Origin of the sequence: Desulfosporosinus lacus DSM 15449 (genome assembly GCF_900129935.1) — a bacterium.
GTDB lineage: Bacteria > Bacillota > Desulfitobacteriia > Desulfitobacteriales > Desulfitobacteriaceae > Desulfosporosinus > Desulfosporosinus lacus.
Genome location: NZ_FQXJ01000008.1, coordinates 1 through 22,203 on the forward strand (window position 1 = coordinate 1; position 22,203 = coordinate 22,203).

19 protein-coding genes and 1 riboswitch are annotated in these 22,203 nt (G+C 41.7%); of the genes, 18 read left to right on the forward strand and 1 reads right to left on the reverse strand.

Annotation, left to right across the window (positions count from 1 at the left end; genetic code table 11):
• The 10 genes from BUB11_RS12155 to cydC all read left to right on the forward strand — a co-directional run.
• Positions 1-439: PduL/EutD family phosphate acyltransferase (locus BUB11_RS12155; RefSeq protein ID WP_248284162.1), on the forward strand; the 439-nt coding region annotated here is incomplete at its 5' end.
• A gap of 2 nt (positions 440-441) precedes the next feature.
• Positions 442-1,305 carry a flavoprotein gene (locus BUB11_RS12160; RefSeq protein WP_073030034.1) on the forward strand — a complete coding sequence of 288 codons (864 nt, stop codon included), beginning with the start codon at positions 442-444 and terminating at the stop codon, positions 1,303-1,305.
• Positions 1,302-1,595, forward strand: a complete 294-nt coding sequence (locus tag BUB11_RS12165; protein WP_073030035.1) for a EutN/CcmL family microcompartment protein — start codon at positions 1,302-1,304, stop codon at positions 1,593-1,595. The genes BUB11_RS12160 and BUB11_RS12165 overlap by 4 nt, the downstream gene beginning before the upstream one ends.
• A gap of 10 nt (positions 1,596-1,605) precedes the next feature.
• Positions 1,606-3,000, forward strand: a complete 1,395-nt coding sequence (locus BUB11_RS12170) for a 4Fe-4S dicluster domain-containing protein (protein ID WP_427846309.1) — start codon at positions 1,606-1,608, stop codon at positions 2,998-3,000.
• A complete protein-coding gene (locus BUB11_RS12175) occupies positions 2,997-3,545 on the forward strand; it encodes a BMC domain-containing protein (RefSeq protein ID WP_073030036.1) in 549 nt (182 codons plus the stop codon). Before BUB11_RS12170 ends, BUB11_RS12175 begins: the two co-directional genes overlap by 4 nt.
• A gap of 83 nt (positions 3,546-3,628) precedes the next feature.
• Complete coding sequence (locus BUB11_RS12180) at positions 3,629-4,303, forward strand: cupin domain-containing protein (protein WP_073030037.1); 675 nt, start codon at positions 3,629-3,631, stop codon at positions 4,301-4,303.
• Positions 4,304-4,661: 358 nt separating this feature from the next.
• Positions 4,662-6,050 (forward strand): cytochrome ubiquinol oxidase subunit I, encoded by a 1,389-nt coding sequence (locus tag BUB11_RS12185; RefSeq protein ID WP_073030038.1) that lies wholly within the window; start codon positions 4,662-4,664, stop codon positions 6,048-6,050.
• Positions 6,041-7,045 (forward strand): cytochrome d ubiquinol oxidase subunit II, encoded by a 1,005-nt coding sequence (gene cydB, locus BUB11_RS12190; protein ID WP_073030039.1) that lies wholly within the window; start codon positions 6,041-6,043, stop codon positions 7,043-7,045. The genes BUB11_RS12185 and cydB overlap by 10 nt, the downstream gene beginning before the upstream one ends.
• Before the next feature lie 246 nt (positions 7,046-7,291).
• Positions 7,292-9,052 (forward strand): thiol reductant ABC exporter subunit CydD, encoded by a 1,761-nt coding sequence (gene cydD / locus BUB11_RS12195; RefSeq protein ID WP_073030040.1) that lies wholly within the window; start codon positions 7,292-7,294, stop codon positions 9,050-9,052.
• A complete protein-coding gene (gene cydC / locus BUB11_RS12200; protein WP_073030041.1) occupies positions 9,049-10,785 on the forward strand; it encodes a thiol reductant ABC exporter subunit CydC in 1,737 nt (578 codons plus the stop codon). The genes cydD and cydC overlap by 4 nt, the downstream gene beginning before the upstream one ends.
• An 87-nt stretch (positions 10,786-10,872) precedes the next feature.
• Here cydC and BUB11_RS12205 read toward each other — a convergent pair whose 3' ends face one another.
• Positions 10,873-12,198 carry a DNA recombination protein RmuC gene (locus BUB11_RS12205; RefSeq protein WP_073030042.1) on the reverse strand — a complete coding sequence of 442 codons (1,326 nt, stop codon included), beginning with the start codon at positions 12,196-12,198 and terminating at the stop codon, positions 10,873-10,875.
• Positions 12,199-12,496: 298 nt separating this feature from the next.
• Here BUB11_RS12205 and BUB11_RS12210 point away from each other — a divergent pair, with 298 nt between their 5' ends.
• The 8 genes from BUB11_RS12210 to BUB11_RS12245 all read left to right on the forward strand — a co-directional run bounded on the left by BUB11_RS12210 (position 12,497) and on the right by BUB11_RS12245 (position 22,063).
• Positions 12,497-15,133 carry an HD domain-containing phosphohydrolase gene (locus tag BUB11_RS12210; RefSeq protein ID WP_073030043.1) on the forward strand — a complete coding sequence of 879 codons (2,637 nt, stop codon included), beginning with the start codon at positions 12,497-12,499 and terminating at the stop codon, positions 15,131-15,133.
• A 73-nt stretch (positions 15,134-15,206) separates the two neighbouring features.
• Positions 15,207-15,319, forward strand: a riboswitch (TPP riboswitch).
• 169 nt (positions 15,320-15,488) lie between these two features.
• On the forward strand, positions 15,489-16,289 hold the full coding sequence (gene thiD / locus BUB11_RS12215) for a bifunctional hydroxymethylpyrimidine kinase/phosphomethylpyrimidine kinase (protein WP_073030044.1): 801 nt from the start codon (positions 15,489-15,491) through the stop codon (positions 16,287-16,289).
• Positions 16,289-17,515, forward strand: a complete 1,227-nt coding sequence (gene cytX, locus BUB11_RS12220) for a putative hydroxymethylpyrimidine transporter CytX (protein ID WP_073030045.1) — start codon at positions 16,289-16,291, stop codon at positions 17,513-17,515. The genes thiD and cytX overlap by 1 nt, the downstream gene beginning before the upstream one ends.
• On the forward strand, positions 17,482-18,294 hold the full coding sequence (gene thiM / locus BUB11_RS12225; protein WP_073030046.1) for a hydroxyethylthiazole kinase: 813 nt from the start codon (positions 17,482-17,484) through the stop codon (positions 18,292-18,294). The genes cytX and thiM overlap by 34 nt, the downstream gene beginning before the upstream one ends.
• A complete protein-coding gene (thiE, locus tag BUB11_RS12230; protein WP_073030047.1) occupies positions 18,287-18,913 on the forward strand; it encodes a thiamine phosphate synthase in 627 nt (208 codons plus the stop codon). The genes thiM and thiE overlap by 8 nt, the downstream gene beginning before the upstream one ends.
• Positions 18,914-19,105: 192 nt before the next feature.
• Positions 19,106-19,282 carry an aspartyl-phosphate phosphatase Spo0E family protein gene (locus BUB11_RS12235; protein ID WP_073030048.1) on the forward strand — a complete coding sequence of 59 codons (177 nt, stop codon included), beginning with the start codon at positions 19,106-19,108 and terminating at the stop codon, positions 19,280-19,282.
• A 140-nt stretch (positions 19,283-19,422) separates the two neighbouring features.
• A complete protein-coding gene (locus BUB11_RS12240; protein WP_073030049.1) occupies positions 19,423-20,157 on the forward strand; it encodes an SDR family NAD(P)-dependent oxidoreductase in 735 nt (244 codons plus the stop codon).
• A gap of 892 nt (positions 20,158-21,049) precedes the next feature.
• A complete protein-coding gene (locus BUB11_RS12245; RefSeq protein ID WP_073030050.1) occupies positions 21,050-22,063 on the forward strand; it encodes an AI-2E family transporter in 1,014 nt (337 codons plus the stop codon).
• Positions 22,064-22,203: the final 140 nt, after the last annotated feature.

Sequence of the window (22,203 nt, forward strand, 5' to 3'; positions counted from 1 at the left end):
AGAAACTGTAACCATAGTTGGACCTAAAGGAAGTTTAGAGAAGGTCCGTGTCTTAGGACCTGTGAGAAAAAACACGCAAGTGGAAATCAGCGTCACGGATTGTTTTAAATTAGGCATCAAGCCAGTCATCCGAGATTCGGGGCAACATGAAGGAACTCCCGGGCTTCAGATCGCAGGTCCAGTCGGTAAGGTCGACCTTAAAGCAGGGGTCATGGTAGCAAGCAGACACATCCACCTGCACAGCAACGATGCTAAAGAGTGGTCCCTAAAGGATGGAGACCGTGTGTGTGTAAAAGTCGAGAGTCAGCGTCCCATGGTCTATGAAGATGTGTTGATTCGGGTAAGTGACCAATACCGTAAAGAAATGCACCTGGATCTGGATGAAGCCAATGCGGCGCTTATCAACGCAACGAGCCAGGGCAAACTCATGGGGGTATGACCATGAATGAAGAATTGATCAACCAAATCGTGCGCCGTATCCTGTCAGAGCCTTCCTTGCAAGGGTTACTCCAAGGAAAGGGTGGCCAGGAAGGGAATCAGACCGTTAGATCCGAAGCCTTAGTCCTCTTGAACTATGTCTCGGATTTTCCGCGGGTCTTAACTGCAGTTCAACGACAGTGGGGAGCCAACTATAAGCTTAGCATCTTTCCAAGTGACCAGGTTTTCACAGCTAAGCCGGTACTGCCTGCAGGCATGACCTGGACCACGGTTCAAGACGCTCTGGGCAAGTCCGACTGGCAAAAACTAATCCTGCCAACCTGTTCCCCAAATACCTTGGCTAAAGCCGCCTTAGGGATACGAGATAACCCTATCTGTGAGATGATTGGGCGAGGGATAAGTAAAGGATGTGCCATCGAGCTTGTGACGGAGTATCTTGGCTTAACGGCAGAAACTCCTCAAGCCTACAGAGACCTTTATGAAGGATATCTCAAAAAAGTACAGACTTACGGTTTCATTCTCAGGGAGACCCTAGAGGAAGATTACACTTTCGCTTCAGATAATAGGACAGTTCCTGCCTCACAAAGCACAAGCGTAGGAAGAACAGTCCAACAACAAATAATTCATCCTGAGCAGACATCATGGAGTTGTGAGCAGAAGCAAACGGCCTCATATGCAGAGAGTATTTCCACGCAGAGAGGGATCTGCTTCGAGAAAAAATTCTTGGGTGATAAACAGGCCTATTCGTTTCCTGAAGACTCAAAGATCTTCGTGAAACAGGGAACCGTCATTTCACCACTGGCCCGAGATACTCTAAAGCTTCGCCGAATTGAGTTGTGTATAGAGAAGGAGGCAGGGCGACAATGATTTTAGCCCGTGTCATAGGGAATGTATGGTCAACCCGTAAAGAAGAATCTTTACGCGGTCTGAAGTTTCTTGTCGTTCAACCCGTTACTCTCACTTACGATGAAGCGGGATTACCCAAGCTTATGGAATTTGGAAATTCCCTCGTAGCCGCGGACCAAATTGGAGCAGGAGAAGATGAGATAGTCATGGTTGCCAGCGGCTCCTCGGCCCGGCAAGGGTTAAGCAATCATAATATCCCTGTTGATGCAACCATCGTAGGAATTATTGACAAAGAAACCTTTGGAGCGTGAGCTAGAGTAGGTGAAAGAAAGAGATATGATAGAAGAAATCAAGAACGTCAGTTTTAATGGCTTAAGTATAAACGAGATAAGCGCAGATCAGCTTAGCCTGCACGTAAGGAATGCTGGCGTAGTCGGAGCTGGGGGGGCTGGCTTTCCGACTCATGTCAAATTATCAGCTAAGGCTGAGATCGTCATTGTAAACGCTGCTGAATGTGAGCCCCTGCTCAAAACTGACCAGCAACTTGCCGCGCGCTATCCAGAGCAAGTCGTTAAAGGTCTAAGTATAGCCATGAAAGCAACCGGAGCCCAACAAGGAATTATCGCTTTAAAAGCAAAATATCATGAAGCGATAGCAGCCTTAGAGCCCCACCTAAGCGCTAACATGCAATTATCGATCATGCCGGATATTTATCCTGCTGGAGATGAAGTCATCACTATCTGGCTAACAACTGGACGTCGAGTGCCTCCTGGGGGCATACCATTAAATATCGGAGTCGTTGTAAATAATGTTCAAACCCTAATTAATGTGGCTTATGCAGTAGAAGGAAAACCTGTCACCACTCGGACCCTCACGCTAACTGGGGCGGTTAAAAAGCCGATCACAGTCACTGTTCCGATAGGGACCTCCTTGCGCGATGTACTCGAACTGGCAGGCGGTGTTGATAAGGAACTTACATATATTAACGGCGGCCCTATGATGGGGACCCTGATTCCTGATCTTTCGGCACCTGTCACAAAAACCACGGGCGGATTGATCGGTCTGCCCAAAGACCATCCGCTCATCAAACGAAAAACCATGAGCGTAGAAGCCGTCTTACGGATCGCCAAGACCGTCTGCGAGCAGTGCAATTTCTGTACCGAGCTTTGCCCCAGACACATGATCGGACACGAACTCTCTCCCCATAAACTCATCCGAGCGGTGAACTACAAAAGCATCGGAGATCCGTTGTTGATAACCAGTGCCTTAACTTGTTCCGAGTGTGGTGTGTGTGAAGCCTATGCTTGTCCCGTGGGAATCTCACCGCTTAGAGTGAATGTCGCTTTAAAAGCAGAGCTTAGAGCCCAGGGTATTAAATATCAGGGAGAACTCGGGAAAGAAGATCCGATGGCCAAACATCGCTTAATCCCATCCTCACGTTTAATGGATCGCTTGAGACTTCGGCCCTGGTATAAAGAAGCCCCTTTATCGTTAGAGGGGTATGAACCTGATGAAGTTAACCTAAAACTTCAACAGCACATTGGCGCACCCGCAGTCTCTGTTGTCAAAGTCGGAGACGTTGTTCGAAGTGGACAACTCATCGGAGAAATTCCAGCAGGTGCCCTAGGAGCAAAAGTCCACGCCAGTATAGACGGGACCGTGACGCAAATCACCCCCCAAGCCATTACGATACGGAAAGGTGGTGCTACCAAATGATCCATGCCATAGGGCTGGTCGAATTAACAAGCATAGCACAAGGCATTGAATGTGCCGATATCATGGTCAAAACAGCCGACGTGACCATTTTGGCAGCTAAAACTATCTGTCCGGGAAAATATATCGTTTTGGTCAGCGGAGATGTATCGGGAGTTCAGCAGTCCGTGAACGCCGGCATTGACTTAGGAGCGGAAACAGTGGTGGATTCCTTCGTCATCCCCAATGTCCATCCCTCCATATTGCCAGCCATTGGGCGCGCCAACACACTTAAGGATATCAAAGCCTTAGGGATTATCGAAACCTATAGTGTGGCATCCTTAATTGAAGCTGCAGATGCAGCCGTAAAAGCAGGGGACGTTGAGCCTTTACTTATCCATCTGGCCTTTGGAATCGGCGGCAAGAGCTATACCCTGCTTACTGGAGAAGTAGCCTCCGTCAAAGCAGCCGTCGAAGAAGGAAGCGCTTTAGCGAGTGAGAAAGGTTTGCTTATCCGCCAGGTTGTCATACCACGCCCCGCGAAGCAATTAATTGAAAGCTTATTATAAGCATAGAGCGAAGCTCGATGTTCAGTGTCCAAAGTCTGATCTCCGGCTTCTGACTTCTGACATCTAATTTTAGGAGGTGTACTATGGGACGATTTATCTCGGCTAACGTTTTACGAGATATGGCCAAATTAGACAAAAATATTGTTTTGGAAGAGGATAGTGTACTGACTCCCTCCGCTAAAGATTTAGCCAAAGAGTTAGGGATTACGATAAGCAAAGGGAGACAAGAAATCATCAGTCATACTGTTGTAGGGCAATCGGTCGGACAACTAGTGAATTTACAATCTAGTGTTAAAGAAGTCCCAGTTTCCTCTGGAACCGTCACAGACGCAGAAAACCAAAGGCATGACCTAAAAAAAGCAGTACAAAAAATCCTGGGTGAGGTTCTCAAACCTGCTTGTGAGAACCCGACAGCGACTCATGTCAAAGGGGAAACCGTGGTAATCCAGCCCTTCCTGGAAGCTCCTCCGGGGCAAAAGGTGGGACTCGTCGACGTGATTGACTCACGGGTAGGAAATCTGGCTTCGGGTTTCATGACCTTTGATCATTCTAAGTTGCCATGGCTTCTAAACTATGATGAGGTTGATTATGTCATAGAGGGAGAGTTCGTTCTAGAAGTTGAGGGGCAAGTCTTCCACGCTAAAGCGGGCGATGTGCTTTATATTCCAAAAGGAAGTCAAGTGGTCTTTTCTTCTCCGACGTTTTGTAAAATATTCTATGCAACCTATCCTGCGAACTGGGCAGATCTTTGCGATTAAGGACATTAAGATAATCTAGGGCTATAATTACTCTTCCTGAAAAGGAAGAGTTTTTTATGCCGACAGACAGTTTTTTTATTTAAAGGCTCATGGTAGCAAGGCGTGTTGAATATATTTAGTTCCATGGTTAGAAAATAATTTTATGTTACAATTAGGTAATAATTAGTTGACCACTTAAATAATAATTAGTATAATATTAAATAACACTAAAAGGTTTAAATACATATATTTTAGGAACATAGATTTAGTGATATTCAAAGCAAGGACAAAAGAGACAAAAGAGACAGAAGGGAGGAGAATGATCAAAATCACAACATAAACGCCAAACCCTAAATGCTGATGAATTGGAGGTGTAACGATGACTGAACTTATTTTATCCAGATTACAATTTGCGGTAATTACGTCATATCATTTCTTGTTCGTGCCGTTGACATTAGGACTAGGGGTCCTCGTTGCTATGATGGAGACTTGGTATGTTAAAACAGGAAATGAAACCTATAAAAAAATGACCAAGTTCTGGGGGAAATTATTCTTAATCAATTTTGCCATGGGTGTCGTTACTGGCATAGTTCAAGAGTTCCAATTTGGTATGAACTGGTCGGAATATTCACGTTTTGTTGGGGATATTTTTGGTGCGCCTTTAGCCATTGAGGCTTTAGTTGCGTTTTTTCTGGAGTCTACCTTTTTAGGATTATGGGTTTTTGGCTGGGATAAATTATCTAAGAAGGTTCATTTAATAACTATCTGGATTGTGGCAATTTCTTCAAACATATCGGCGTTCTTTATTCTAGTTGCTAATTCGTTTATGCAAGAACCGGTTGGCTATATTTTACGTAATGGGCGCGCCGAGATGACCGATTTTCTGGCTGTGATTACAAATCCTCACGTGATATATCAATTTCCTCATACCGTACTTAGCGGATTTGTCACGGCTGGGTTCTTTGTCATGGGCGTTAGTGCATACCACCTTTTGAAAAGGAGTCATCTTGATGTTTTTCGGCGTTCGTTTCATATGGCTGTGATCTTTGCCTTTATCAGTACCTTGGGAGTTGCCGGAGTAGGGCATATACAAGGAATGCACCTTGTTGAATCACAACCTATGAAGATGGCTGCTGCTGAGGCACATTGGGAAACAGAAAATCCTGCAGGTTTATCGTTATATGCCTCAATCGATGAGCAAGGACAGAAGAATAACTTTGAAATCAAGATTCCCGGGATGTTAAGCTTCCTTTCGTATAACAGTTTTACAGGCGAGGTTAAGGGAATTCATGAACTTCAGAACTCCGCAGTTCAAGAATATGGGCCAGGAAATTATGTTCCGCCGGTAGCGTCTTTATTCTGGAGTTTCCGAATTATGTTGACCGCAGGTATGTGGTTAGTGTTGATGGCTTTGCTAGGACTTTATTTCTATAAAACGAAAGTCTATGAACAAAATACTTTGTTCTTGAAACTTTTGCTCTGGACGATCCCAGTTCCCTATATAGCTAATATTGCGGGGTGGTTTTTAGCAGAAGTCGGACGTCAACCTTGGATTGTTTATGGGCTACAAAGAGTTGAACATGGTGTGTCAACCTCAGTTTCAATGTTTTCCATGTTGATTGCCTTTGTGGGCTTTATGCTGGTATATGCAGCCTTGGCGGCAGCGGATCTTTACCTGATGGTTAAGTTTATTAAGAAAGGTCCGGAAGAGGCTAATGTGGATGAACACCTGAATAGTGAAGTTAAGGGGGCGTCATTATGGACTTAAATATCCTCTGGTTCATACTCATTACCGTTCTGTTTGCAGGCTTCTTTTTTCTGGAAGGGTTTGATTTTGGAGTAGGAATTTTACTTCCTTTCCTGGGTAAAAACGATCAAGAGCGTCGAGTCCTCATTAATACCATCGGACCGCACTGGGATGGAAATGAAGTTTGGTTGATTACGGCCGGTGGAGCCATGTTTGCAGCATTTCCAAATTGGTACTCCACCTTGTTTAGTGGCTTCTTTCTCGCCTTGTTTCTAGTGTTAGTTTCCTTAATAGTTCGTGGTGTTGCCTTCGAATTTCGCAGCAGTGATTCCAATCCGCTTTGGCGAAGTACGTGGGACTGGATGATTTTCACAGGAAGCTTCTTGTCAGCTCTTCTTTGGGGCGTTGCAATGACAAATCTGGTTAGAGGAGTACCGATTGATGCGAAAATGCAATATGTTGGAACCTTCTTTGATCTTCTCTCTCCGTATGCTATAGTTGGCGGTTTAACCACGCTGCTCGTTTTCATGTTTCATGGTGCCTTGTTCCTGAGCCTAAAGACCACTGGTGAGATGGCTGAGCGGGCTATGAAAGCGGCCCAAAGTATTGCAATAGCAGCAATTCCGGTAGTTATACTGTTGGCTGGTCTAAGCTATTTCCAGACGGATCTCTTTGCAAGTTTAGGTGCGAGTATTACCTTAATTGGTTCCGGAGCAGCCCTTATCTTAGCCTTAATTTTGATACGTTCTCGTAAAGCAGGCTGGGCGTTTATCCTGAATGGTCTAACCATTCTGTTGTTCACCGTATCCTTATTCTGGGGGCTTTTCCCTCGCGTGATGGTTTCTAGTCTCAACATGCAGTGGAGTCTAACCATTTATAATGCATCGTCAAGCCCATACACACTGAAAATAATGACGATCATAGCTTTGGTTATGGTACCCATTGTGCTTCTGTATCAAGGATGGACTTATTGGGTCTTCCGCAATCGCGTCACAGAAAAAAACCTTCACTATTAAGAAGGTTTTCATATAGAATAAGGGGCAAGATATATCTTGCCCCTTATTTTTAAAGACCTCAAAATAGCTCAAGAACCGTCTTCATATCCTACCCATACTAAGCCCAGCTGACCAGGATTTAAGGGGCAATTGCAAATTGAACACTTTCAATAACTTCAGCATCCAACAAGAGAGTGAATGGGAACGGTGTGAACGTGCAATGCCCCCTTGCCTTCAAAGCCCCAACTTGTGCTAGGAGATGACAATATGTTTAATAAACGGTTAATCCGGGAGGGGAAGTCTGTTTGGGGATTTCTGTCGCTCACGGTTGGCCTCAATATAGGGATTGCATTACTCGCAGTCCTTCAGGCTTGGTTTTTCTCCAGCATTGTTGCAAGGGTCTTCTTGGAGGGGGCGTCTCTTAAAGCAGTCTGGAATTCTCTGATAATGATTCTCGGAATCTTTGGTATAAGAGCAGTTTTTCAATGGTGCAGCGAGATATGTGCTTTTGAAGCATCCTCCCGTATCAGGATAAGTTTACGGGAACGTTTGCTGAACCATATCATGTCCTTAGGACCAATGTATGCTCGAGGAGAACGATCAGGAGAGTTAATCACAACTGTGGTGGATGGAATAGAAGCACTTGAGGATTATTTCTCCAAATCCCTGCCTCAAATGGTTCTGGCGGCAGGGATACCGCTCTTAATTCTAATATTTGTGTTCCCCCTGGATTGGAAGTCCGGCTTAATTCTACTTTTGACGGGTCCGCTCATTCCAATCTTTATGATGTTGATTGGAAAAATGGCAGAAAAAAAGTCACTTCAGCAGTGGCAAAGCTTAAGTTGGATGAGTGCTCATTTTTTAGATGTATTACAGGGTTTAACGACACTTAAAGCTTTTGGCCGCGCAAAAGATCAGATACATGTAATCGAAAGAGTTAGTGATTCTTTTCGAAAAACAACACTCAGTGTCTTGAGAGTAGCTTTCTTATCTGCGCTGGTCCTAGAGTTTCTAGCCACAATTAGCACAGCCTTGGTTGCAGTTACTATAGGATTGAGGTTGGTCAATGGAACCCTCTCTTACTCATCGGGGTTGTTTCTCTTACTGCTTGCTCCTGAATTCTATACCCCGCTAAGAAACCTCGGCTTAAATTTTCATGCTGGCTTATCTGGGATAAACGCTGCTGTTCGTATCTTTGAAATATTAGATCTCCCTTTAATGAATGAGATCAAACAGCAAACAGTCAATGATGATTTCGTTGCAAAGCGTCAAGATCAGGTGTTACTATCGAATTTTAATATTTCTTTTAAACAAGTTGGCTTAACTTATCAAGCCGGAGAGACTCCCACTCTAAAAGGGATCAATTTTTCCATAAATTCTGGAGAAAAGATAGCTCTCGTCGGTCCAAGCGGAGCAGGTAAAACATCCATTGCTCAACTGCTGCTTCGTTTTATTCCCCCTGCTTCAGGACAAGTTTTCGTCAATGAAACTTTGCTCGATACAATTTCCGTGGAAAAATGGCGGGATCAGATCGCTTATGTTCCCCAAAATCCACATTTATTTGCGGGCAGCATAGCGGAAAATATTCGCTTTGGCAGGTCTTCTGCAACCTTGGAAGAGGTTGTCAGAGCAGCTCAGGAGGCCTCAGCCAATGAATTTATTATGAATCTTCCGGATGGATACCAAACTCACCTGGGAGAAGGAGGCACTCGCTTAAGCGGAGGACAGGCCCAAAGGATTGCACTTGCCAGGGCATTTTTAAAAGATGCCCCGCTTCTTATTTTGGATGAAGCAACTTCAAACTTGGACTTAGAGAGTGAGTACTTTGTTCAGGAGGCCTTGCAACGCTTATTAAGAGGAAGGACTGCCTTAATCATTGCCCACCGGCTGGATACGGTTTTCCAAGCAAGTCGCATCCTGGTAATGGATCAGGGGCAGATCATAGAAGAGGGTACTCATGAGGAATTGATGGAAGTGCAGGGGCTTTATTTTCGCATGGTGAAAGAATATCGAGGTGAATTACCATGAAGAGCACAACCTGGCTAATTCATTTGATATTACCTTATTGGCGGCGAATCCTGCTTGCTTTAATATTGAGTGCCCTGACAATTACGAGTCATATTGGCTTAATGGCAACGTCTGCCTATCTTTTAGCCCGTGCTGCTCTTCATCCGCCAGTTCTTGATTTAATGGTAACCATTGTCGGTGTTCGTTTCTTTGGGCTCTCCCGCGCGGTCTTTCGCTATTTAGAACGTTATGTTTCTCATGATGTGACATTCCGAGTGTTAAGCCGAATACGAGTGAAGTTTTATCAAGGACTAGAACCATTGGCTCCGGCCCTATTGTTAAATTTTCGCAGTGCAGACCTTCTTAGACGGATTGTTGCAGATGTTGAAACTCAACAAAATCTATTTCTAAAGGTTTTGTCACCGCCTATTGTAGCCGTACTGGTTCTCTGTGGATATGGTTTTTTTCTCGCTCGTTATGATATGAGGTTTACCGTTATTTTGGCGGCTAGTTTTCTTATGGCAGGGCTTGTGATTCCATGGCTAATTAAAAGTCTGAGTAAAAAGGCAGGGCATCACTTAGTTACGTTAAGAGCAGAGTTGAATTCGCAGGTTGGCGACAGCCTTTTAGGAATTACTGAATTAGCAGCTTACGGTCAAGTCCAATCGCACTTAGAGAAAATTCGAAATACTAACCAGAAATTGACCAATCATCAACGACGAGTCGCTTGGCTGTCAGCCTTTTCCTTAGCTTTAACAGGGATGCTCGCTAATCTTAGCATGTGGATGATCCTCGTTCTGGGAATAATCCTCGTAGAAAAAGGAAAATTGAGTGGGGTTAACCTAGGAATGTTAGCCCTTGGAACTTTGAGCAGCTTTGAAGCGCTCTTTCCCTTAGCGCTTGTTCCCCATCATTTGGAACAAAACCGTGCTGCGGCGGACCGCTTGCTTGAGTTGATTGAGGCTGAACCTGCCATTAAAGATCATGAAGCAGTGTTTGCTAAACCTCAAGAAATGAGTCTCACCTTCCATGAGGTAAGTTTTAAGTATGGGGAAAGAGAACCTTGGGCTTTGAAGCAATTATCATTGCAAATTGCCGAGAAGGGCAAAGTAGCAATTGTTGGAGCGAGCGGGGCAGGTAAGACTAGTATAGTAAATCTTCTCCTGCGTTTTTGGGAATACAATGAGGGTCGCATCGAATTGGGAGGGCATTCTCTTCAGCAGTATACCCAAGAAGAGGTTCGAGATTTTGTAGGGGTTGTGACGCAACGAACCCACATCTTCAATGCAACAATTCGGGAAAATCTTCTTTTAGCAAAACCTGGGGCAAGTGAAGAGGAACTAATCCTAGCATCACAGAGAGCGAAGCTTCATGATTTTGTCCGATCATTGCCTAAAGGATATGACAGCTTGGTCGGAGAAGGCGGTTTTAAACTTTCTGGGGGACAGAGGCAGCGGTTAGCAATCGCCCGAGTCTTACTAAAAAACGCTCCGATTTTAATCCTGGATGAAGCTATGGAAGGCCTTGATCCGATTACAGAACGCGATGTTTTGGAGGAGGTGTACAAACTTATGGACGGACGTACCACTCTAGTAATAACACATCACATATCTGGGTTAGAGAGAATGGATGAGATCCTGGTTCTTGACCAAGGTCAAGTTGTCGAGCGTGGTAGACACTGTGAGCTTCTTCAAAAGAAAGGCTATTATCGTAAGCTGTGGGATAGAAGAGAAGTAACACCGTCAAATATATAGTATAGTATAGAACAAATGAGACAGAAGTTGCTGTAAATCTCCTTTAGTAAGGGTATCTACAGCAACTTTTTCACTCTAAAGAATAAGTTACTCTTCGTGCTCTGTCCCATTGTCCAGCATTAATTCTGCTTCAGTGGCAGGAAGAGTCTGGACATCCTTAAGCTTGCGAGCAATTGTACGGCTCTTTCTGGTTGCAGTATCAATGGTATTGCTGGCTTCCTGAAGTTTCTTCTGAGTTTTTTCCAGGATCTCAACAAATTTCCCGAATTCAGTTTTAACGGCGCTAAGTAAATTCCAAACTTCACTGGAACGTTTCTCAATAGCCAACGTCTTGAAACCCATTTGCAGGCTATTGAGGAGGGCTGCCAGTGTGGTTGGTCCTGTTATGATAACCCTATACTCTCGTTGGAGAAGTTCACAAAGACCAGGCCGACGCAGTACTTCAGCATATAACCCTTCAACAGGTAAGAAGAGAATGCCAAAATCGGTGGTGTTGGGCGGATCGATGTATTTATCTCTGATCGTTTTCCCCTCTAGCTTAATACGGTTTTCAAGAGATTTGCCGAGCTCTTCGATGCGCGGTAGATTGGCTTGATCTTGTGCTTCGATTAACCGTTCGTAATCCTCAATAGGAAATTTGGCATCGATAGGAAGCCAAATAATATTGTCCTGTCCGTCTCGGGCAGGCAGCTTAATTGCAAATTCTACTCGATCGTTACTCCCAACTTTAGTAGTTATATTGGAGGCATATTGTTCCGGAGTAAGGATCTGCTCCAACAAATTGCCCAGCTGTATTTCCCCCCAAATCCCTCGTGTTTTAACATTGGTCAAGACTTTTTTCAAGTCACCAACGCCAGAAGCCAGGGTCTGCATTTCTCCAAGTCCTTTGTGTACTGCTTCTAATCGCTCACTGACTAATTTGAAGGATTCCCCTAAGCGTTGCTCAAGGGTGGCGCTGAGTTTTTCATCCACGGTTGCGCGCATCTGGTCTAATCTTTGGCCATTATCTTGCTGGAGTAGGAGAAGACGTTCTTCCACGGTTTTGCGCATTTGTTCTAATTTAAGATCATTAGTTTTCGTAAGCGAGCCTAATTGAGTGGCGAAAATATCTAATTGGTTGCGTTGAAGGTTAGCGATTTCCGCCATACGGGCCAGTACGGAATCATTAAACGAACGGACGGATTGATTTAATTCCTCGCGGACCTGTCTTGCGTTATTATTAGATTCTTCACGATTCTTGGATATTTCTCCATTGACAAGTCGTTCGTTACGTTCGAGATTTTTCTCTAGAGAATTAAATTGATTCTCGAGTTTTCCATAGGGATTCCGTGTCGAACGGATAATTAAGATTATAAGTAAAATAATGGTGATGAGGACAAGGATGATTAATCCTATCAGTAACTGTTCTGGCATAGCGGCCTCCTGTTGTTATGTATTGTATTTCGCTTAATACTTTATCATAACTGGGAGACAAACTGGTGTTTTTCAATAGATATTAGCTTGATAAAATAAAGGTTCTTTGAATTAGGATCTATTTCCAATTTTGAGGAAATAGATCGAAGTTTGTATAAATAAACAAGAATATAAATTATATTGTAGACAAAAGTATTTTTTTGCAGGATAATATAAATTATAGCTAGAACTAATTAGTTAAGTTTGAAGAAATAGATTACCTTAATATATTTCTTGCTGGATAATTATGGGGGTAAGAATGAAAAATTTAAAGATAAATGTCACTCGTCTTATTATTGCGGCTTTGATCTTTGGCTTAGGCGGCTTATCCTTTTTAATTTACATCAGAACAAGAGATGTTCTAAATACTAATTTAGAAACCCAAATATCTTCGCTGACTCTATCTTCTAGTGCAGAAGTTGGCCTGTGGTTATTTGCTCACAAAAAGGAATTGGAAGTTATGGCGAATACCCCACTTATTAAAAGTGGGGACAGAGAAGTTATTATTTCCTATATAAACAAAGAAAAAGAGCGTACTAAAGACTATGAACAATTTTTTGTTGCGAACAGTATTGGAGAAGCTTTTTCGGATGAAAATCAGAGTGTAAGTGCTGCTGACCGAGATTATTTTAAGAAGGTCATGTCAACTGGTCAGTCAATAATATCCGATCCCATGATTTCCAGGGGAAGCAACAACCCGATTATTGTAATCGCTGCTCCAATTATCAAAGATAATAAGGTGATTGGTCTGGTAGGTGGAAATATTAGGCTGATGGATCTTAACAGAATTGTTACGTCAAAAATTGTCGGAGAGATAGGCAACGCCCATTTAGTTCAGCAAGACGGATTAATAATTACTCATCCAAATCCTAAATTAATGCTGACCTACAATCCACTTAATGATAACGATGCAGCACCGGACTTAAAAATAGCAGTTCGAAAAATGACTCAAGGGGAAACGGGATTCACCAGATTTTCCGTTAATAATGAAGCTCAATATTTAGCTTATGTCCCTGTGCCCGGTGTCCAATGGTCTATGGGGGTAACGGTTCCGGCAACTTATGTTACCAATCAACTTCGTTACCTGCCGATCAGTTTTATTGCAGTAACTGTATTTTTTGGTTTCATTTTAGCATTTTTCTTAAATCGTTGGTTGGTCAAGCCCCTAACTGAGCTAGAAAAGTATTCTACAGAACTTAATGCCAATTTGTACAAAAAAGCGGATTATTATCAACTTAACAGCCCGGTAATTGAAGTAAAATCTTTAGAAACTAACTTTCGGAAGATGGTTGTTGCTCTTCAAGAAACATTTGAAGAAATAGAAAATTCGAAGTCCAACCTAAAGAACGAAATTAAAGAAAAAACTATGATTCAAGAAGATTTAAAGAAAAGTTATGAAGAACTTTGGGCATCGGAGGAAGAACTGAGGTGCAATTTCGAAAAACTTCAATCAAAGGAAAAATCGTTGATAGAATCGGAACGTCGATTTCGTTCCTTACTTGAAAACGTTAAACTTGTTACCGGTATTTTAGATAAAAGTGGCCGTTTGATTTTTGTTAACGATTTTGCCTTAGGGTTAATGGGGTATGAGAAAGAAGAGGTCATCGGACAAAGTTTTATTAATATTTTTATTCCTGATGCGCTAAGAGGTAATGCGATCAGGTGGTTTAAAGAGTGCTTAAATAACAAACTAATTACTGTCAAAGATTATGAACCGATACAAACTAAAAACGGAGAAATACGATATGTTGCTTGGAATCATACCCTCCTATATGATTCTGAGGGGAATGTCACGGGTGTTGCCAGTATTGGAAAAGATATTACAGAGTTTAAGATATTTCAAGAGAAGCTCGAACATATGAGCTTTCATGACTCTTTAACCGACCTGTATAATCGAACTTATTTTGAAGAAAAAATGCGTCTTCTCGAAAGAGGAGACAGTACCCCGGTTGGGATAATTGTTTGTGATGTTAATGGGCTAAAACTAGTCAATGATTCCCTTGGACATTGTGCTGGCGATAAACTCCTTAGACTCACAGCCAGCCTTATCAAAAAGAGTTTTAGAGAAGAAGACCTTATATTTAGAATTGGCGGAGATGAGTTTGCCATAATCTTACCTAAAAGCGAATTACTTGTGGTCGAACATGCCTGTAATAGAATTCGAAAATCAGTCGAAAGGTATAATTTAGAAAACGAGGAATTTCCTCTAAGCTTGTCTATGGGTTTTGCGGTGAGTGAAAAAACGAATGTCAATCTTGACGAGGTGTTTAAAGAAGCGGACGATGGCATGTACCGCCAAAAACTGCATCGCAGCAAGAGTGCCCGCAGTGCAATAGTATATGCGATGATGAAAGCGCTTGAGGCTAGAGATTTTATCACGGAAGGACATGCAGATCGTTTGCAAAATCTTGTGGTTTCACTGGGAGGAGCAATGTCTTTATCCCAACGAACTCTCGCAGATTTACGCCTCTTGGCAAAATTCCATGACATCGGGAAAGTAGGTATTCCTGATCGCATTCTTTTCAAGCCAGGACGTCTGACTGAGGAGGAGTTCAAGGAAATGCAACGGCATAGTGATATCGGACATCGAATTGCGCAATCGGCTCCCGACCTGTTGCCCATCGCTGACTTCATATTGAGACATCACGAATGGTGGAATGGTCAGGGTTATCCTTTGGGGCTCAAAGAAGAGGAGATTCCCTTAGAGTGTCGTATTTTGGCAATAGCAGATGCTTATGATGCTATGACAAACAATCGCCCTTATCGGAAAGCTATGACCCAAAAGCAAGCTTTTCAAGAATTAAACGACAAAAAGGGAATTCAGTTTGATCCCACTCTTGTACCAATATTTATTCGAGTTATTATGGGAACTAATTATCATCTGTACGGAACATGAACGTTAACTAAAAAATAGGGTCTGACCATTGACTTTATACTTCTTCCATGTTAGTTTTATATCAAATAAATTATGTTATGGGCAGGGGAGCTGGAAAGGCCGGCTGAGATTTAGACCCTAAAAAGTCTAAGACCCTTTTAACCTGATCTGGATAATGCCAGCGTAGGTAAGCAGTTTACTCTTTTGTGAAAATGAAAGAGCACAAATCTTATTCTGGAGATTTGTGCTCTTTTTTTGTACTGCCAGAAAGAATACCCTAATAAGGGGTACCGAACCGTCACCATCGCCTGAATGCTTGGCGTTAGCCAAGTTTTCTATATCAAAGAGATTTATAACGAAATGCAGGAGGTATGATATGAAAAAGGTACTTACCGTAGCCGGTTCAGATTGCAGTGGAGGAGCGGGGATTCAAGCCGATCTTAAAACCTTCTCTGCCCATGGGGTATTTGGAATGAGCGTAATAACGGCAGTTACAGCTCAAAATACCCAAGGAGTGTTTGCTGTACAAGATATCACCAGAGACGTTATCGGGAAACAAATAGAGGCGATTTTTGACGATATTGAAGTCGACGGAGTGAAAATTGGTATGGTTTCCCAAGTTCAGACGATCGAAGTTATCGCAGAACAGTTGAGTAACTATGCACCTCAGATCATTGTTCTAGACCCGGTTATGGTGTCTAAAAGCGGTTACCACTTGTTAAATCCAGAGGCGGAAGCAACTTTGATTAAGGAATTGTTGCCAATGGCGATGATCGTTACCCCTAATATTCCAGAGGCTGAGGTTATGACAAATAGTTCCATCCAAACGCTTAAACAAATGGAAGAGGCTGCCAAGGCTATATATCAGATGGGGGCTAAGAATGTACTGCTCAAAGGGGGGCATTTAGAGGAAGATTCTATCGATATTCTTTTTGACGGTCAGGAGTTTAGTTATTTTTCCTCATCTAGAATTGCAACTAAGAATACGCATGGAACGGGATGTACACTTTCGTCTGCCATCACCGCAAACCTGGCTTTGGGGTACACCCTTAATAAAGCTGTTTCACTGGCTAAGGAGTATATCACAATTGCTATTCAGAATTCTTTATCAATTGGAAAAGGTGTAGGCCCGACGCATCACTTTTATACACTTTACAAAAAGGCAGGATTAATTTAGTGAATTCAACAAAAAATAATTTGAGTATGTTTAATTTTGCCACTCTCTGGTTTGGCGCTTCTATTTCGGTTGCAGAAATATTAACTGGTGGTATGTTAGCCTCCTTGGGATTTAAAATGGGGGTTTTGGCTATTATTCTTGGACACTTGGCTGGAACAACTATTTTAGTACTGGGAGGAATCATCGGGACGGAGGAGAGAATTCCTGCTCTAGTGTCAACTCGTATTTCCTTTGGACAATACGGTTCGTACCTCTTCTCCATTTTGAATGTTTTGCAGCTGCTGGGGTGGACAGCTGTGATGATAATTGTTGGAGCTCGGTCCGTAAACCATATCACTAAAACTTTATGGACTTTTGACAATCTAACAGTTTGGAGCCTATTGATTGGTATCTTAATAATGTTTTGGTTATGGCTTGGTAAGGATAGCGGCTGGAAGAAGGCAAACAACATTGCCGTTGTACTGTTGTTCTTTTTGACTATTATTTTGAGTATTATCATTTTTGGCAATCATGAGCTGTTTACTCGGGAGGGTACAGGAGGTATTTCCTTTGGGAATGCGATAGAATTTGCAGTGGTTATGCCGTTATCATGGTTGCCGCTGATCTCGGACTATACACGATTTGCTAAGACAAAGCGAGGCAGTGCATGGGGCAGCTGGCTTGGATATTTCATTGGCAGCAGCTGGATGTATATTATTGGCCTAGGAGCAGCGATCATTGCATCAGATGCTGATCCGTCCGCTATGCTATTAGCTGCTAATCTTGGAATTGTCGCCTTGGGAATTATCGTCCTGGCAACGGTAACAACTACCTTTCTAGATGCTTATTCGGCGGGGGTCTCATTTTTAAATATATTTCCTAAATTAAAAGAAAAAACGGTTGTCCTAGTTATGACTGGTATAGGAACAGGACTTGCAATCGTTGTGAATATTGAGCAATATGAAGTTTTCCTCTATGCCATTGGATCAGTTTTTGCGCCTTTGTTTGCCATCCTGTTAACGGATTACTTCCTATTAAAAAGAAAGAAAATCCATCCAGAGCTTTTAGTTAATTGGGGTACGCTTCTTCTCTGTGCATTGGGTACAGCATTATACTATCAGTTTATAAAGTTTGATTTTGTGATGGGTTCCACGATTCCTGTGATGCTGATAATTAGCATCTTACATTCTATAACATGGAGGTTAATAGGCAAATGGAAATACGTGAAAAAATCTGTACAGGCTTAAAACTAATTAAAGAAAAGAGTCCGTTGATTCACCATATAACTAATTATGTTACTGTCAATGATTGTGCTAATATAGTACTAGCTATCGGAGGTTCCCCTGTAATGGCGGATGACTCGGCAGAAGTAACAGAAATGGTTGGCTTTGCTTCGGCTTTAGTTCTTAATATTGGCACTCTTAATACCAGAACAATTGAAAGCATGCTGATAGCCGGGTTAAAGGCTAAGGAGTTAGGTGTCCCTGTAATTCTTGACCCTGTAGGTGTAGGAGCCACAAAATTAAGAACGGATACCGCAGATAAACTTATTAGGGAACTAAAACCTGAAGTTATTCGGGGTAATATGTCTGAAATCAAAGTCCTGGCTGGCCTGGAAGCAGCCATAAAGGGAGTGGATTCTCTCGCAGATGAACATGGCAGTTCTGTGGTTGCTAAAAAGCTTGCCATTGAACTAGGTTCAATTATTGCCATTACCGGAAAAACAGATGTTGTTTCCGATGGAAGTCAAGTGTGTCTGATTGATAACGGACATCGAATTTTAGGGGATGTCACGGGCACAGGGTGTATGACGACCTCCCTTGTGGGTACTTTTTGTGGTGCGACTAAAGATTACTATACGGCTGCGGTGGCTGGAATAATAAGCATGGGTCTCGCGGGAGAGATTGCTCACGCTTCGTTGCGTCATGGAGAGGGAATAGGAACGTTTAGAGCCAGGTTATTCGATAGTATCTATAATCTCACTCCTGAAATTCTAGCTAAAGAAGGTAAGCTTAATTATGAGTAAAGTCAAGATTGACTATAGTCTTTATTTAGTAACAGATCGAAAACTTCTCGGAGAGCGGGATTTAGCTCCGAGCATTGAGCTAGCCATACAGGGCGGAGTTTCCTTGGTTCAGCTTCGGGAAAAATCAATTTCTACCAAAGAGTTTCTGAATTTAGCTTTGAGAGTGAAAGAGATAACATCTAAGTATGAAATTCCCCTGATTATTAATGACCGTCTTGACATTGCCCTTGCAGTTGATGCCGAAGGATTACATGTCGGACAGGATGATCTGCCTATGCTAAAAGCGAGGGAACTTTTGGGTCCCGATAAGATTATTGGAGTCTCTGCCAGAACCTTGGAGGAAGCGCTTCTTGCCGAAAAGCAAGGTGCTGACTATTTGGGAGTAGGGGCGGTCTTTAGAACATCGACTAAGTCTGATGCTAAGGAAGTAAGTCTTGAGCAACTGGAATATATAAAGAAATCAGTCTCGATACCCGTTGTAGCAATAGGGGGAATCAATTATGGGAACATACAACAAGTTAAGGCAACAGGTATCGATGGCATCTCAGTTGTATCGGCTATTTTAGTTCAAGAAGATATTTTTATGGCTGCAAAGCAATTAAAAGCAATTATTGGTTAAATTAGCTACGGTAGATCTTCTAAAAAGGTATACCTATTCTAAAAACAGCAATACAATAATTTCTAACTGTTTATTAATAAATAGAACTATTCAGCTTGAGCTGAATAGTTCTATTTAGCTTGGTCTAGAAAAGCGAATAATAATTAGTATATAATGTTAAATTAGTGCAAAACAAACAAATGGAGGAGAAAAGTGTCTCAGACGATCAATCATCTAATAAAGCAAATCGAAGAATTACGATTAAATTTGATTAAGATTAAAGAAGGCAGATCTTATACAGATCCGGAAGTAGTAGCGGCAAGTCAAGCATTAGACGAAGTATTGGATAAATATCAGGAATTATTGCTAAAGAACAGAAGGGAAATGTAAGAATGCTTATCTTATTCTAAGCAGGTGCAATTTTCAAGGATATTGTTCACACTAAATATCCTTGTCCCAGATTGGCCTGTGAGTTATACTAGATAGCATTAGGACTAATTATAATCCTATGTGAGGGAGGAGCAGAAGAATTGAAAAATAAAACTGCACTGATTACTGGGGGCGGCACAGGAATTGGAAGGGCCATCGCCTTGTTATTAGCCAAGTCGGGAGTTAATATAGCTTTGAACTATTCTCGTTCGAAAGAGGATGCCTTAAAGACTTGTCAAGAGATAGAGAGCCTTGGAGTTCGCAGTTTAGCCTATCAAGCAGATGTATCTCGGGATGCTGAGGTTAGGTCAATGGTTAATCAAGTAGTGGCTGATTTTGGAACTTTAGATATTCTTGTTAACAATGCGGGAATAACTCATTTCGTAGATCACTCTGATCTTGAGGGCATGAAAGAAGAGTATTGGGATGATATTTTGGGCGTCAATGTTAAGGGTATGTTCTTCTGCTGTCGGGCAGCAGCCGATGAACTTAAGAAAAGCAAAGGGTGCATAATAAATATTACATCGATAGCAGGATTAACTGGATTAGGCAGTTCTATAGCATATTCAGCTTCTAAAGCTGCAGCCATAAGTGTTACAAAATCGCTGGCTCGAGTTTTGGCTCCCGAGGTAAGAGTTAATTCTGTAGCCCCAGGAATTGTACAAACTCGTTGGGTAGAGGGAAAAGAAGATCATATCGCCCATCTTGCTGCCGGTACACCGCTTGGCCGAATTGCTGGTCCGGAGGATATAGCCGAAGTAGTCTATTCATTGATTGCTCATGCAAGTTTTGTGACTGGGCAAACGATCGTTGTCGACGGGGGGAACTTCATTTAATTTTCCCAACCCCCCACTTTTGCAAGTGGGGGGTCCTCGGGATATTTTTTGTTATATCTAAATTTTACTCTTGACAATATAGCAAATTTAGATATAATTTAATCATAAGAAGTCAATAAAAAATAATTCAGTTCATCAAAAGTTGTTGGTCGCGTGCTAGGCAAAGTTTTCGATTCATCGAAAGTAGGCATTGCAATCAGTTCAAAGTTAGTAATGCTGAATTTCGAGAATTGGAACCACCTAGAGAGGTGGTTTTTGAGTTTCTATTAAAGAAAGATTTCCCGCAAAGTTCCTCCCAGTCAGCCAGTCGGTCAGAGTAAAATTGTTTTCGGTGCTCTATCAAACGAACTAGGAAACTGTGAAAGAATTTGGGTGATTGAAAGCTTAAGTTTGTCTCAGGTGAATAGGTGTTAGAAGATTGACCGCAGTTAGATCAAAGTTAACAGATAGTGGAAGATTTGTCCAGATTAGTTTCCCCTACGTTACCAAAAAATGTATATTGGTTGGTTTGTTTTCAAGTAGACAATGTCGCTACCCCTTACTAGATGAAATTCCGGAAGAATTATGTTGGCTAGTTGTAAAGTGTGTTTGTGTAGGCCTATAGTCTGGTTAATAAATATTGGTAAAGTTTAGTTGAAGATTAATCTTGAGCCGTGTATCCATTAGTTGTGGAGGAACTTTGCGGGATCATTTAGATTTGGGCCACTCATTTGAGTGGCCTTTTTATTGTGAAATTTTAATAATTAGGAATTAAACTATCTATGACCCTGCGTGGTTATAGTAAGGGTTTAGAACACCCTTTATACTGGAGGGGTAACGTGGTATTATGTAAGATAATAGAATAAAAAGTAATTATTTTAGAGATGATGAAGCAGGAGGCAAAAAACTCATAATGAAATTAGAGAAATTCTTTGAAAGCAGTTTGTTTAAGAAGGGACTATCGTTACTGCTGTTATTAGGAATAATAATAGGCATTAGACCTATGATGAACTTACTGCTGCTAACCTTTATGTTTTCTTTTATACTGTATGGTATCCAGAATTACATTTTCTTGAAGATTGTTAAATTAATCCCTATAAACAGGACCGGTGTAACGGTCGTAGTTTTTTCCTTAGTAGCTTCATCAATTGTCTTTATAATCTATAGATATATTCCAATTTTAACAAAGCAGTTAATGTTTATAGGTATACAGCTTAGTAACTTTGATATCAATAATTATGAGGATGCTATTAATCCACAAATAAGGGAAGCTATCAGCACAAGTATCCAGTCTTATGTCGTTGAAGGTGGGACATATTTAATTCATTCAGTAACGAATATTTGGGAATTTAGCTTGAATATTTTCATTGCCTTGATCCTGAGTTTATTTCTTATCTTGGAAAAGGATAAGACCATAAGATTCTTGAATAGGTTTGAGCACAGTAAAGCCAGCTTTGTATATAAGTATTATAAAAAATTAGGTAAGAATTTTGTGAATTCCTTTGCTAAGGTTATGGAAACGCAAATTGTAATATCCTTTATAAATTCTATTTTATCAGCGGTCGCATTGAGTATCATGGGATTTCATCAAGTAATAGGATTAGGATTTATGATCTTCATTCTCGGGCTAATACCCGTTGCCGGTGTTTTGATCTCATTAATTCCATTGTCAATCATTGCTTTTAAGCTGGGTGGAATAATTAAGATACTTTATGTGCTGGGGATGATTGTTGTATTGCATGGTATCGAAGCTTATTTTCTAAATCCCAAACTTATGTCCATCAAAACGAAACTACCTGTTTTTTTTACCTTCGTAGTATTATTACTAGCTGAGCATTTTCTGGGGGTATGGGGACTTTTGTTTGGAATACCACTGTTTCTATTTATGCTGGATATACTTGATGTAGGAGAATCAGATTATAGCTAACGGACGTAAAAGTCACTAGAAGCTTTCTCATGTTATGTGAGACAGCTTCTAGTGACTTTGCTTGTATTTTAAGTATCAATATAAGTAAATATAGTTCTAAAGTTAATATATAAAGGTATATTAAGGTGGGTATCCCTAAG